Raw genomic sequence first — 12,534 nt, forward strand, 5'->3', positions numbered from 1 at the left:
GCGCGGGAAAACCGTTACACGGTTTTCCCGGCATTGCTCTCCTGCGAGCCGACCAGCAGCTTCAGTTCGCCGGGGTGAACGCGCAACGCGACCCGACCGCTTCTGATCGGAACGAGTTCGCCATCGATGACGCAGTTGATCTTCCGGTCCATCTTTGGAAAGTGCAGGTCGACCGTCAGAGCGCTCATCTCGGTGATCAGCGTGCTGCTCCTGAATTTTCCGCGCAGGATGTCGAAAGAGAGCTTCGCCACGCCGGCGGGGCTCAGCGGCGGCGCCGTGTAGAAGCCGAGGTGGCCGCTCGTCAGGTCTTCGGCATACATAAGCGTGTCGTGGCCGAAATGGTTGTTCGAAACCGAAATCGCCGAAACATGCCTTCGCTCGCGGTGCCCGTCCGCGTCGAATTCGATCTCGAAATCCGGTGGATTGAAGATGACACCGATGGCGGCGCGTGTGCTGGCGCTGATCTTCCCGAGTCGGGATGCGAACCGATAGGATTGACGATAGCGTACCATGCGGGCGTGAAGGCCCATCGAGAACTGGTGCACGAAGGCACGGCCGTCGGCGCTGCCTATATCGGCATCGATGATACGGCCATTGGCCAGCACCTCCGGGACCTTCCAGATATCGAGCGGCAGCTTCAGGGAACGCGCGACGAGATTCATCGTGCCGGCGGGAACGATGCCCAGCGGCATGCCGGTTTTCCAGGCGACGCCTGCCGCCGCCGAAATCGTGCCGTCGCCTCCGCCGGCGACTATCGCATCGAGATCGCCCCGCCCGCAGGCGGTCTCCAGAGTATCCCGCATCTCGTCCGCTCCGACCACGGCGATTTCAATCTCGTGGCCGGCAGCCCGAAAGTCCTCCTCGACTTTCCTGCTGTAGGCGTCCATGTCCGTCGTTCGAAAAGTCCCCCCATCTCGATTGAAGATGGCCTTGACTTTCAATGGCTGCTGCCTCCGTCGTGCGAGTGCGTTCAGCTTCTCAGATAAGAGCGGCCGCGGGGGTTTCCATAGCCGGGCGACGAAAATTCCGGGCGGCCCTATCGCCGGCCGCTTCGGCGTGGAGAGGTTTCGACGAAGCGATCAAGCGCGCTTGAGTTCGGGCCGCGAGCGGGATTCGAGCGGCTTCAATGTCATGCTATCGCCGTCGCAGAGGACATTCTCGTCGCCCCAGGCTTTCAGGGCCATGATCACCGGTTTCAGGCTTTCTCCCCTCGCCGTCAAGGCGTAGTCGACGCGCGGCGGAACGACCGGAAAGACCGTACGCGACAGAAGCGCCGCCTCCTCCAGTTCACGCAACTGCCTGGTCAGCATACGCGGCGTCACGCTCGGCAGCCTCCTGCGCAGTTCGTTGAAGCGCAGTACGCCTTCGCTCATCAAGTGATAGAGGATGACGCCCTTCCATTTGCCATCGATGAAGCTCAAGGCCGACTCCACCGGGCAGCCCGGAAATGTGTTCGTCAGTTTCGCGCGCGGCCGGGACATACGGTATCCTTTTCGACACTATAGGCCAAATTTGTGCATTCTTGTGCCTTTTGAGCATAGGGCCCATGTAGCTCCTGTTCAATTTCAAAAGGAGCATTCCATGCGTGCCGTCGCCTACAAGACACCGCAACCCATCGCCAACGAGACCGCGCTGATCGACGTGGACCTGCCCGTGCCGACGCCGGGGGAGCGCGATCTCCTGGTGGAAGTCAGGGCGGTTTCCGTCAACCCGGTCGACACGAAGGTGCGCGCCGGCGTTCAGCCGGAGCCGGAGCAGCTGAAGGTTCTTGGCTGGGATGCCGCCGGCGTGGTCAAGGCGGTCGGCCCGAAGGTTACCCTCTTCAAACCCGGCGACGAAGTGTTCTACGCAGGCGCCATCGACCGGCCGGGGACGAATGCGGAGCTTCACCTCGTGGACGAACGGATCGTCGGGCGGAAACCGCAGTCGCTCGATTTCGCAGCCGCCAGCGCCTTGCCGCTTACGGCGATCACCGCATGGGAGACGATTTTCGATCGCCTCAGGGTCAATGATCCCGTGCCGGGTGCAGCGAATGCGGTGCTGATCATCGGGGGTGCCGGCGGCGTCGGCTCGATCGCCATCCAGTTGCTGCGCGCTTTGACCAATGTCACCGTCATCGCCACCGCTTCACGCGCCGAAACGCGCGAGTGGGCCTTGAAGCTCGGTGCCCATCATGTGCTCGACCACAGCCGCCCGCTTGCGGCGGAGATAGAGCAGCTCGCCCTCGGCGCGCCGGCCTTCGTGTTTTCAACGACCAACACCGACAAGCATGTCGACGAGATCGTCAAGCTGATCGCGCCGCAGGGACGCTTCGCGCTGATCGACGACCTGGCCGTCCTCGACGTCACGCCGTTCAAACGCAAATCCGTCTCGATTCACTGGGAGATGATGTTTGCGCGTCCGCTGTTCGGAACCCCGGACATGATCGAGCAGCACAATCTCTTGAACAGGGTCGCGGAACTGGTGGATGGCGGCAAGATCCGCACGACCTTGACGGAGACGCTCGGCCCCATCGACGCGGCAACGCTCAGGAAGGCGCATCAGATGATCGAAACCGGCCGTACGCGCGGCAAGCTGGTGCTCGCCGGCTTCTGATCCGGCGCGATGTGGGCCGTCTGCAAGGCCCCTCCCCAACCCCTCCCCACAAGTGGGAGGGGTTGGGGCGGGGAAGTTCTTTGGAGCTTCTATCCGTGAATGATTTCGCGGTGGCGCTGGAGCCGGCGCCCGTAAGCCTGGCTCACCCGGTCGAAGATGATCGCGATCCCGACGATGGCGAGGCCGTTGAAGATGCCGAGCGTGAAATACTGGTTGGCGATCGCCTTCAAGACCGGCTGACCCAGGCCCTGAACGCCGATCATCGAGGCGATGACGACCATGGCAAGCGCCATCATGATGGTCTGGTTGATCCCGGCCATGATCGTCGGCAGCGCCAGCGGCATCTGCACGTTCTTCAGCTTCTGCCAGTTCGACGAGCCGAAGGCGTCCGCCGCCTCCAGCACATCCTTGTCGACCAGCCGGATGCCGAGATTGGTCAGGCGGATCATCGGCGGGATCGCATAGATGACGACGGCGATAAGCCCCGGAACCTTGCCGATGCCGAGAAGCATCACGACGGGAATGAGATAGACGAAGCTCGGCATCGTCTGCATCACGTCGAGCACCGGATTGACGATGTTCTGGAAACGGTCGGAGCGTGACATGATGATGCCCATCGGTATGCCGATCGCTATCGACAGGACCGTACAGACGAAGATCATCGAGATCGTCTTCATCGTGTCGTCCCACATGTCGAGATAGCCGATGAGGAGCAGGGTACCGATGGCACCGGCGACGATCTTCCAGTTGCGGCTGGCGAACCAGGCGATCACGGCGATCAGTATGAGAATGATCGGCCAGGGCGTTCGCGTCATGAAACGTTCGGCGTGGATCAGGAAGAACTGGAGCGGGTCGAAGAACGATTCGATCGCGTCGCCATAGGCGCGTGTGAAGCTACGAAACCCTTCGTCGATGATCTTCTTCAACTGTCGAAGCCGATCGTCGTCCATGTGCGGAAATTTGGTCAGCCATTCCATGTGTCGATTCCCCTTCGCACTCTTTTGGGCGGCTTATGGTTGTTATTGCTTTGCCGCCTGCCTTTTAACGCTAACGCGCGGTGTAAACGATGAAGCTGCGCAATCTTATTCTCAAACCGACATGCGGTGAACGAAATCTTGCGCCATCCTTCGAAAACTACGCACTCCAAAACAAAAAACGGCGCGCTTTTACGCGCGCCGTTCATTCGAAGAGAGTCGATCAGAGGGCAGCCTTGATCTTCTCGGCAACTTCGGGGGAAACCCACTTGGTCCAGAGGTCCGGGTTTTCCTCGAGGAAGTGCTTCGCGCCTTCCTCGCCGCTCGCCTGGTTGTCGGTCATCCAGGCCATGAGCTTGTTGACCGTGTCGTTCGTCCATGCGCGGGTGTTGAGGTATTCCATGGCCGGGCCGGCGCGGTCGGCGAATTCCTTGGTCACCAGCGTCTGGACCTTGTCCTTCGGCCAATCGTTCTTCTTCGGATCCGGGCAATCCGCGACCGTGTTGCAGCGCTTCCATTCGGCCATGTCGTTCGGAACGCCGTGCTCGAGCTTGACCATCTCGTACTTGCCGAGCAGCGCCGTCGGGGCCCAGTAGTAGCCGGCCCAGCCCTGCTTGCGCTCATAGGCCTTGGCAATCGAGCCGTCGAGGCCGGCTGCCGAGCCGGTGTCGACCAGCGTGAAGCCCGCCGCCTCGGCGCCATAGGCCTTGTAAAGCTGGGTCGTCACGACCGTGCCGCCCCACCCTTGAGGACCGTTGAAAATAGCGCCCTTGCTCGGATCCTCCGGATCGGGGAAGAGTTCCTTATGCTTCAGGACGTCGTCGATCGTCTTGATGTCGGGATTGGCATCGACGATGTATTTCGGCACCCACCATCCCTGGACGGCGCCATCCGAAAGCGCGACTGCGGCGCCGACGAGCTTGCCTTCCTGGAGACCGCGGTTCACCACGTCCGGCAGCAGGTCGACCCAGCCCTCCGGCGCGATGTCCGGCTCGCCCTTCTCGATCATCGACGTGATGGTCGGCACCGTGTCCCCGACGACCAGCTCTGCACTGCAGCCGTAGCCTTCGGTCAAAATGAACTTGTCCACACTCGCCAGGACTTCGGCGCTCTGCCAGTTCATGTTGGCAATCGTCACATCGCCGCATTCCGCCGCCGATGCCGCGCTGCCGAGTCCCAAAAGACCGGCGGCCAGGCATGTCGTTGCAAGAAGTTTCTTCATTTCGGCTCCCTCTGTTTTGGCGGTGTCTCTATGGCGGACTGCCAGCCTCACCGCAGCTGCTGACAGTGAATGGTACAAGCACCCGCCCCGGTCCGATGCCGGGGCGCGACAACTCGCGGGCCAACCGATACCTGTTCGGACCTGTGCCGCCCACATTGCTACCGTGTCTTTCCGGCAAACACTTTCCCATTTGCGTCAGCGGCTGACATTCCTGCCGTTTGTCAAACTACACAAATAATTGATGGGTTTAACCCCCTTTTTTAAATTCATTTACCGGCAACCCCCACCATCCACGTCGGAAGCTGGACGACTGACAAGGACATGCGAAAAGGCCGGCGATCGCTCGCCGGCCTTTTCGGGAAGTGCAATTGCGTGTTCGGACAGGGGGCGTTCGACCTGCCTCTCCGAACATTCACATGTTCGGATAAACCGGCCCTTCGCCCGTTTTCTCCTGGCGGGAGTCCGTACGGGCCTGCCTCTCCGGACATTCACATGTTCGGATAGACCGGCCCTTCGCCCCCTTTCTCCCGGCGGGAGTCCGTACGGGCCTGCCTCTCCGAACATTCACATGTTCGGATAGACCGGCCCTTCGCCCCCTTGTGGCGGCACCCAGTTGATGTTCTGGTTCGGGTCCTTGATGTCGCAGGTCTTGCAGTGGACGCAGTTCTGGGCGTTGATGACGAAGGTCTGCTGGCCGTCCTTCTCCACCCATTCATAGACGCCGGCCGGACAGTAGCGCGAAGATGGGCCGGCATAGACCTCGTATTCCGAGCGCTTCTGCAGGTCCCAGTCCTTCACCTGCAGATGCACCGGCTGGTCCTCCTCGTGATTGGTGTTCGACAGGAACACCGAGGAGAGCCGGTCGAAGGTCAGCACCCCGTCCGGTTTCGGATAGTCGATCTTCTCGTGCTTGGCGGCCGGCTCGAGCGATTGCGCATCGGTCTTGCCGTGCTTCAGCGTCCCGAAGAACGAAAAGCCGAAGAGCTGGTTGGTCCACATGTCGAGACCGCCGAGCGCCACCCCAACGGCGGTGCCGAATTTCGACCACAGCGGCTTGACGTTCCGGACCCGCTTCAGGTCCTGGCCGATAGCGCTCTCGCGCCAGCCGCGCTCGATCTCGATCGGCTCGTCATTGGCGCGGCCGTCGGCGATCGCCGCCGCAAGCTTCTCCGCGGCGAGAATGCCGGACAGCACCGCATTGTGGCTGCCCTTGATGCGCGGCACGTTGACGAAGCCGGCCGAGCAGCCGATCAGCGCCCCGCCGGGGAAAGACAGCTTCGGCACCGACTGGTAGCCGCCTTCGGTGATGGCGCGGGCGCCGTAGGAGAGCCTTTTTCCACCCTCGAAAGTGCCGCGGATCGCCGGATGCGTCTTGAAGCGCTGGAATTCCTCGAACGGATAGAGATACGGGTTCTTGTAGTTGAGGTGGACGACGAAACCGACGGCCACCAGATTGTCCTCAAGGTGATAGAGGAAGGAGCCGCCGCCGGTCTTCATGCCGAGCGGCCAGCCGAAGGAATGCTGCACGAGGCCCGGCTTATGATTTTCCGGTTTCACCTCCCAGAGCTCCTTCAGGCCGATGCCGAATTTCGGCACGTCGCAGCCCGCGTCGAGCTTGTATTTGGCAATCAGCTGCTTGGCGAGCGAGCCACGCACGCCCTCGCCGATGAGGGTGTACTTGCCGAGCAGCTCCATGCCGCGGGCGAAGTTCGGCCCCGGCTCGCCGTTCCGCTCGATCCCCATGTCGCCGGTGGCAACACCGATCACCGCGCCCTCGTCATTGTAGAGCACTTCCGTTGCGGCAAAACCCGGATAGATCTCGACGCCGAGCGCTTCCGCCTGGGTGGCGAGCCAGCGACAGACATTGCCCAGCGATACCACGTAGTTGCCGTGATTGTTCATCAGCGGCGGCATCAGGAAATTGGGAAGGCGGACAGAGCCTGCGGGGCCGAGAAAGAGGAACTGATCGTCGGTGACTTCCGTCTTGAACGGGTGGTCCGGTTCGTCGCGCCAGCCTGGCAAGAGCCGGTCGATGCCGATCGGGTCGACCACGGCGCCGGAGAGGATATGCGCGCCCACTTCGGCGCCCTTCTCCAGCACCACGACCGAGAGTTCCGGATTGACCTGCTTCAGCCGGATCGCCGCGGCAAGCCCCGCCGGTCCCGCCCCGACGATCACGACGTCGAATTCCATGCTCTCGCGTTCGGGGAGTTCTTGTTGCTCGGTCATTACACTCTCCAGTTTTGCCGGTCTTCTGCCGGCTCCGTTCCCGGCCAAATCATCCCGTCATGACAAATGCCGTAAACCTTGTCGAGCCGGGATGCGACAGACTGTCTCTGCATTTGCGCATGAGTTCATGAGTTTACTATGTTACTGGAACGTAAACGTAAATAGTTTGCCCCGGATGTGGCAGTCGGCAGCTTGCTTTTGCAGCGCTCGCATGCGAGGAGGCCCGCCCCACCCCGCAAGCCGCATCACCGACAAGACGGAGACGATCATGGCATCCGCCCTAGGCCTCGACTTCGGCACGACCAATTCCGTACTGGCGCAGACCGAAGGCGCATCGACGCGCTCCATCGTCGTGGAAAGCCCGACCGGAAGATCGGACACGACGCGGACGGCCCTGTCTTTCCTGAAGGATGCGGGTCCCTCGCCGCTGAAAGTGGAAGCAGGACAGGCGGCAATCCGCGAGTTCATCGACAATCCGGGCGAATGCCGCTTCCTTCAATCGATCAAAACCTTTGCTGCGAGTGCGCTCTTCCAGGGCACGCTGATCTTCGGCAAACGCTACGAGTTCGAGGATCTGATGCAGCGCTTCCTGACGCGGCTCAGGGACTATGCCGGAAATAACTGGGAGGCCACCTTCAGGCGTGTCGTCATCGGCCGTCCCGTGCATTTCGCGGGCGCCAATCCGGACGAGAAACTGGCCCTCGAACGCTACAATCGCGCGCTTACCCGCATGGGCTTTCCCGAAGTCCATTACGTGTACGAGCCGGTCGCGGCCGCCTTCTATTTCGCGCGCAATCTCGATCGGGACGCGACGGTGCTCGTCGCCGACTTCGGCGGCGGCACTACCGACTACTCGATCATCCGATTCGAGAGCCAGGCCGGTCGGCTGACGGCAACGCCGATCGGACATTCCGGCGTCGGCATCGCGGGAGACCATTTCGACTTCCGGATCATCGACAACATCGTCTCGCCGCTCATCGGAAAGGGGAGTCTGTTCAAGAGCTTCGACAAGCTGCTTGAGGTGCCGTCGAGCTACTACGCGAATTTCGGCCGCTGGAATCAGCTTTCGATCTTCAAGACGTTGAGAGATTTCACTGAATTGAAAAAGCTGGTGCGGGCAAGCCTGGAGCCGGAGAAGCTGGAGTCCTTCGTGGAGCTCATCGAGCATGACGAAGGCTATCCGCTCTACCAGGCGGTCTCGGCCACCAAGATGCGGCTCTCGCAGGCGGAGGAAACCGAATTCGCCTTTGCGCCGCTGGGAGAGCGCGCACGCCGTACCGTTCGCCGGGACGAGTTCGAAGGCTGGATTGCGCCTGACCTCGCCCGCATCGAGGAGGCGCTTGACGAGGTCCTTTCAACGACTGCGACCACGCCGGACGGGATCGACAAGGTGTTTCTGACCGGCGGGACGTCCTTCGTGCCGGCGGTTCGCCGTCTCTTCGAGAACCGCTTCGGCAAAGAGCGTATCGAGAGCGGCGGCGAGCTCCTGTCGATCGCCCATGGCCTGGCGCTCATCGGCGAGCGCGACGACATTGCGGCCTGGACAGCGGCGGCCTGAAGGCGGTCCCTGCCGCTACAGATTTAAGGAACGTGCAGTGGACCACCCCCACCGATCTGTTACATTCGCCCTATGATCTCGGCCAACGACCTCTCCCGCTCCGAACTCGCTGCCCTTCTCGCCTTCCATGCGGAGGCGGGTGTCGAGTGGCTCCTCGAAGAAGAGCCGGTCGATCGGCTCGCTGAATTCGAGGCGATGAAAAGCAGGCGCGCACAAAGCCGCGCCGTGCCGCAAACCGGCGCGACCGCAGCCGAACCGCAGCAGTCTGCTCCCCCTGCCGCCGCCCGCGAGCGTCGCCCCGCGCCTCCGGCACCCCCTCCGGTGGTGGCGATACCGGACGAGCAGGCCATCAAGGAGGCGCAGTTCGTCGCGGATGCCGCGCGATCGCTGGGAGAGCTGCGTACGGCCATGGAGGCCTTTGCCGGCTGCAATCTCAGGAACAGCGCCCGCAACCTCGTCTTCGCCGAAGGCAGTGCTGCCTCGGGCGTCATGATCATCGGTCCGATGCCCTACGCGGATGACGACCGCGACGGCCGCCCCTTTGCGGGACGGCACGGCGAGATGCTCGAACGCATGCTGTCCGGCATCGGCCTCTCGCGCGAGGACGTCCTTCTTGCCAACGCCGTGCCCTGGCGGCCACCCGGCAACCGCGTTCCGAGCGCCCGTGAGGCGGATATCTGCCGGCCGTTCATCGAGCGTCAGATCGCGCTGGCCGAACCCAAGCAGTTGCTTCTACTCGGCAACTTCACCGCCCGCTTCTTCTTCGGCGGCGAAACGATCCATCAACTGCGCGGCGAATGGCGAGAGCTCACCTTTGGCGGCACCAGCATTCCGACGCTCGCCACCTTGCATCCGCAGGACCTTGTCGCGGCGCCGATCAACAAACGCTTCGCCTGGCTGGACCTGCTGGCGTTCAAGTCGCGCCTCGGCTGATACCACTGCTGGATTCATGAACAAGGTGTGAAAAAAGCCATGCGATTTGCGCATGTCTGAGCGGCGTTTTAACGCATTGCAAAATCAATGCTGCACCGCAATATAAGGCAACGGGAGGAATGGATAAGGAACTGAACCATGACTGCCCGCTATCGCCCGATTCACAGCAGCTTCGAGACGCTCCGCTACGCCGGTGCTTCCTCGCGCACGCCGTTCAACAGCTTCGGTTCGGCTGCCAACGAGCAGCTGACCGCAATCGGCCTCGCGCGGACGACCCGCCCGGCTCAGATCTTCGCCGAATTCATCCAGCGCTGAACGCCCCGCGTCGGAACGACTGCAGGAGGGAACGATCATGTCCAAGCCGCTCGACAGCATTCGCGCTCTCGTCGACACGATCTCCGACATTCGCACCGCCGTCCGCGCGTCTCGCGAGTATAGCCGCCTGAGCATCGCCAGCGACGGACGGCGCGTCCATGACGGCGCGGCGAGCCGGTTGCTGCCGAGCTAGATCACGTGGTTCCAGGTCGGATCGACCTGAACCAATGTGATCGATTCCAATTGGTTGAACGCGGGATGCGGGCGGAAAACCGCACACATTTTTCCTCATCCCGCATCAGCCTTTCCCGCTGCGTCATTTCACCATTCCCTGTCGCAATCGACAGCGCCCCGGAACTTCGTTACAGCCACTCTCGATTCCGTTTTGACGGAGTGACGAAGTTCATCGGCCGAAGCCGAAACGAAGCCGCTCCTTATCCCCTCACCAGGAGCGCCGATGCTGGCGAATTTCGCTTCCGTTTTCAGCCTGATGCTCTCGACCTTCCTGATGATGGTCGCATTTGGGCTGCAGAGCTATGTCATCCCGGTACGCTCCGTGGCGGAAAGCTGGTCGACCCTCACCATCTCGATCTTCGCGACCGGCTACACGCTGGGGTTCACCCTTTCCTGCATCGTCACGCCTAAATTCGTCCTGCGCGTCGGCCATGTCCGCGTCTTCACCGCCCTGATAACGCTCCTGTCCATCGCGATCCTGATGTGCGGGCTCGTCGTCGATTGGCGTGCCTGGATCGGCTTCCGTGCCGTGTCGGGCTTTGCGATTGCCGGAAGCTATCTGGTCATCGAGAGCTGGCTGAACGAGCGCGTGACGAACGAAAATCGCGGCCTGCTCTTCTCGCTCTATCTCATAACCACGATGGTCGGCACGATCGGCGGACAGTACCTGGTGCCGCTCGGTGATCCGAGCAACACCTCCCTGTTCATCCTTTGCGGCGTCCTGTTCTCGCTCGCCCTGCTGCCGACCGCCCTCTCCTCCTCACCGATGCCTGCACCCCCGGCACGGGCAAATTTCGATATCCCCGCACTCTATCGCCGCTCGCCGGTCGCGGTCGTCGGCGGCTTTCTCGCCGGTGCGCTCTCGGGCGCATGGCTCAATCTCGGCGGCGTCTTCACCCAGAAGATCGGCCTTTCGACCGGCGAGGGAGCGACACTGCTCGCGTCGCTTCTGGCCGGCAGCGCGATCTCGCAGGTCCCGATCGGCCGTGCCTCGGACCGGATGGACCGGCGCATCGTCATGGTTGCCTGCGGCATCGCCGGCGTCGTGTCGTGCCTTGCCATGTCCGTCTCGATTGCGAGCAGTCCCCCGGTTCTCTATGCACTCGCCGCCTGCATCGGCACGGTCCTCTTCCCGATCTATGCCCTGAACGTCGCGCATGCCAACGACCTTGCCCGCCCCGACGAATATGTGGAGATTTCATCCGGCCTGATGATCACCTACGGCCTCGGCACGATCTCCGGTCCGCTGATGGTCGGTCCGGTCATGGACCGGTTTGGCCCCGTCGCACTGTTCATCGCGCTTGCCGTGTATTTTGCGCTCTACAGCGGCTATGCCGCATGGCGCATCCTTCAGCGCGAGCAGCATGACGGCCTCGTGGCGAAGACCGATTTTCAGGCAACCACGGTACTGCCGACCCCCGGTCCTGACGTCACCGGTCCGCTCGCGCAGCAGGACGCAGGCGAACTCATCGAGGACGATACCGTTCCTGCCTGGGAGCAACGCGCCGAGTAGCACATCCCTTTATCCCTGCGGCGTCACGTGCTTGCGCGCGCCCTTGCGTTCCAGTCCCAGCCGATGCTCCCGGTAGATGATGAAGATGCCCGCGCCGACGACGATCGCCGTTCCGGCAAGCATGGTCGCGGTCGGCACGTCGCCGAAGAGGAAGTAGCCGATGACGATGCCGAGCACGATCGACGTGTACTCGAAGGGAGCGATCGTCGACATATCGGCGTGGCGATAGCTCTCCGTCAGCAGGATCTGCCCGACGCCGCCGCAAAAGCCGGCGATCGTCAGGAGAACGAAGGCCTGCCAGGAAAGCTCGGACCAACCGAAAGGCAGTGTCGCGAGCGAGAACACCGCGGCCGAAAGGGAGAAGTAGAGGACGATGGTGTGCGTGCGCTCTTTCTGCACGAGCTTGCGCACGAGTACCATCGCCGTTGCCCCGAGCGCTGCTGAAAGCAGTACGGCGACCGCACCCATGGCCTCGGCCGACCCGAAGCCCCCTTCATTGAACAGCGTAAGCCGCGGCCAGGTGATGATAAACACACCGGCGAGCCCGACAAACACCGCAGACCAGCGATAGAGCCGCACGATCTCGCCCAGAAAAATCGCCGCGAAAGCCACGGCCAGCAGCGGCATGGCATAGCCGATCGCAATCGCCTCTGGCAGCGGCAGATGGACGAGACCGTAAAAGCCGCAACTCATGGCGAGAATGCCGACAAAGCCGCGCACCAGGTGTCCGGTGATATCGGCGGTCCTGAAAGCGTCCCGCAATGCGCCGCGGCATGCCAGAAATCCAAGGATCGGCACCATCGCAAAAGCCGAGCGATAGAAGGTGATCTGGCCGGTGGGGATGTCGTCGCCCGCAGCCTTGATACAGGTCGACATGCACACGAAGACGACGACGGAGAGCACCTTGAGCACAATCCCCTTCATCGGGCTCGCATCGTCCGCATCCATGAAACACAACTTT

The 12,534-nt window shown here is 62.1% G+C and carries 12 protein-coding genes; 6 read left to right on the plus strand and 6 right to left on the minus strand.

All coding sequences use genetic code 11. The features are described 5' to 3' along the window. Positions 1-14 precede the first annotated feature (14 nt). Together M1D34_RS10440 and M1D34_RS10445 are read right to left on the minus strand one after the other, a co-directional pair. A complete protein-coding gene (locus M1D34_RS10440; RefSeq protein ID WP_010969003.1) occupies positions 15-941 on the minus strand; it encodes a diacylglycerol/lipid kinase family protein in 927 nt (308 codons plus the stop codon). 138 nt (positions 942-1,079) lie between these two features. Continuing rightward, positions 1,080-1,481 carry a winged helix-turn-helix transcriptional regulator gene (locus M1D34_RS10445; RefSeq protein ID WP_015007347.1) on the minus strand — a complete coding sequence of 134 codons (402 nt, stop codon included), beginning with the start codon at positions 1,479-1,481 and terminating at the stop codon, positions 1,080-1,082. Between the two features lie 100 nt (positions 1,482-1,581). Here M1D34_RS10445 and M1D34_RS10450 point away from each other — a divergent pair, with 100 nt between their 5' ends. Further along, the gene (locus M1D34_RS10450; RefSeq protein ID WP_010969001.1) at positions 1,582-2,595 is read left to right on the plus strand and encodes a zinc-binding alcohol dehydrogenase family protein; all 1,014 of its coding nucleotides are present in this window, start codon (positions 1,582-1,584) and stop codon (positions 2,593-2,595) included. Between the two features lie 89 nt (positions 2,596-2,684). Here the strand turns inward: M1D34_RS10450 and M1D34_RS10455 are convergent, their stop codons facing one another. The 3 genes from M1D34_RS10455 to M1D34_RS10465 all read right to left on the minus strand — a co-directional run bounded on the left by M1D34_RS10455 (position 2,685) and on the right by M1D34_RS10465 (position 7,020). After that, positions 2,685-3,572 carry an ABC transporter permease gene (locus M1D34_RS10455; RefSeq protein ID WP_003527334.1) on the minus strand — a complete coding sequence of 296 codons (888 nt, stop codon included), beginning with the start codon at positions 3,570-3,572 and terminating at the stop codon, positions 2,685-2,687. A gap of 220 nt (positions 3,573-3,792) precedes the next feature. Then, on the minus strand, positions 3,793-4,791 hold the full coding sequence (locus M1D34_RS10460) for an ABC transporter substrate-binding protein (protein ID WP_010969000.1): 999 nt from the start codon (positions 4,789-4,791) through the stop codon (positions 3,793-3,795). Positions 4,792-5,355: 564 nt separating this feature from the next. Beyond that, the gene (locus M1D34_RS10465) at positions 5,356-7,020 is read right to left on the minus strand and encodes an electron transfer flavoprotein-ubiquinone oxidoreductase (RefSeq protein WP_127638307.1); all 1,665 of its coding nucleotides are present in this window, start codon (positions 7,018-7,020) and stop codon (positions 5,356-5,358) included. A 268-nt stretch (positions 7,021-7,288) separates the two neighbouring features. On the opposite strand from M1D34_RS10465, the gene M1D34_RS10470 reads away from it, so the two are divergent. The 5 genes from M1D34_RS10470 to M1D34_RS10490 all read left to right on the plus strand — a co-directional run bounded on the left by M1D34_RS10470 (position 7,289) and on the right by M1D34_RS10490 (position 11,573). Continuing rightward, the gene (locus M1D34_RS10470; protein ID WP_010968998.1) at positions 7,289-8,578 is read left to right on the plus strand and encodes an Hsp70 family protein; all 1,290 of its coding nucleotides are present in this window, start codon (positions 7,289-7,291) and stop codon (positions 8,576-8,578) included. 72 nt (positions 8,579-8,650) lie between these two features. Continuing rightward, the gene (locus M1D34_RS10475) at positions 8,651-9,511 is read left to right on the plus strand and encodes a uracil-DNA glycosylase (protein ID WP_010968997.1); all 861 of its coding nucleotides are present in this window, start codon (positions 8,651-8,653) and stop codon (positions 9,509-9,511) included. A 138-nt stretch (positions 9,512-9,649) separates the two neighbouring features. After that, the gene (locus tag M1D34_RS10480) at positions 9,650-9,826 is read left to right on the plus strand and encodes a hypothetical protein (protein WP_003527344.1); all 177 of its coding nucleotides are present in this window, start codon (positions 9,650-9,652) and stop codon (positions 9,824-9,826) included. A gap of 37 nt (positions 9,827-9,863) precedes the next feature. Then, positions 9,864-10,019 (plus strand): hypothetical protein, encoded by a 156-nt coding sequence (locus M1D34_RS10485; RefSeq protein WP_003527345.1) that lies wholly within the window; start codon positions 9,864-9,866, stop codon positions 10,017-10,019. Between the two features lie 264 nt (positions 10,020-10,283). Next, positions 10,284-11,573, plus strand: coding sequence for an MFS transporter (locus tag M1D34_RS10490; protein WP_003527346.1), 1,290 nt, complete (start codon positions 10,284-10,286; stop codon positions 11,571-11,573). 9 nt (positions 11,574-11,582) lie between these two features. Here the strand turns inward: M1D34_RS10490 and M1D34_RS10495 are convergent, their stop codons facing one another. Next, positions 11,583-12,521: a DMT family transporter gene (locus tag M1D34_RS10495; protein WP_003527347.1), complete on the minus strand. Its 939-nt coding sequence runs from the start codon at positions 12,519-12,521 to the stop codon at positions 11,583-11,585. Positions 12,522-12,534: the final 13 nt, after the last annotated feature.

It is taken from the genome of Ensifer sp. D2-11, assembly GCF_054161295.1.

Excerpts from the sequence above, each read along its gene's own strand:
- M1D34_RS10445 (WP_015007347.1), bottom strand. The coding sequence starts at position 1,481 with ATGTCCCGGCCGCGCGCGAAACTGACGAACACATTTCCGGGCTGCCCG.
- M1D34_RS10450 (WP_010969001.1), top strand. The coding sequence starts at position 1,582 with ATGCGTGCCGTCGCCTACAAGACACCGCAACCCATCGCCAACGAGACC.
- M1D34_RS10455 (WP_003527334.1), bottom strand. The coding sequence starts at position 3,572 with ATGGAATGGCTGACCAAATTTCCGCACATGGACGACGATCGGCTTCGA.
- M1D34_RS10460 (WP_010969000.1), bottom strand. The coding sequence starts at position 4,791 with ATGAAGAAACTTCTTGCAACGACATGCCTGGCCGCCGGTCTTTTGGGA.
- M1D34_RS10465 (WP_127638307.1), bottom strand. The coding sequence starts at position 7,020 with ATGACCGAGCAACAAGAACTCCCCGAACGCGAGAGCATGGAATTCGAC.
- M1D34_RS10470 (WP_010968998.1), top strand. The coding sequence starts at position 7,289 with ATGGCATCCGCCCTAGGCCTCGACTTCGGCACGACCAATTCCGTACTG.
- M1D34_RS10475 (WP_010968997.1), top strand. The coding sequence starts at position 8,651 with ATGATCTCGGCCAACGACCTCTCCCGCTCCGAACTCGCTGCCCTTCTC.
- M1D34_RS10480 (WP_003527344.1), top strand. The coding sequence starts at position 9,650 with ATGACTGCCCGCTATCGCCCGATTCACAGCAGCTTCGAGACGCTCCGC.
- M1D34_RS10485 (WP_003527345.1), top strand. The coding sequence starts at position 9,864 with ATGTCCAAGCCGCTCGACAGCATTCGCGCTCTCGTCGACACGATCTCC.
- M1D34_RS10490 (WP_003527346.1), top strand. The coding sequence starts at position 10,284 with ATGCTGGCGAATTTCGCTTCCGTTTTCAGCCTGATGCTCTCGACCTTC.
- M1D34_RS10495 (WP_003527347.1), bottom strand. The coding sequence starts at position 12,521 with ATGGATGCGGACGATGCGAGCCCGATGAAGGGGATTGTGCTCAAGGTG.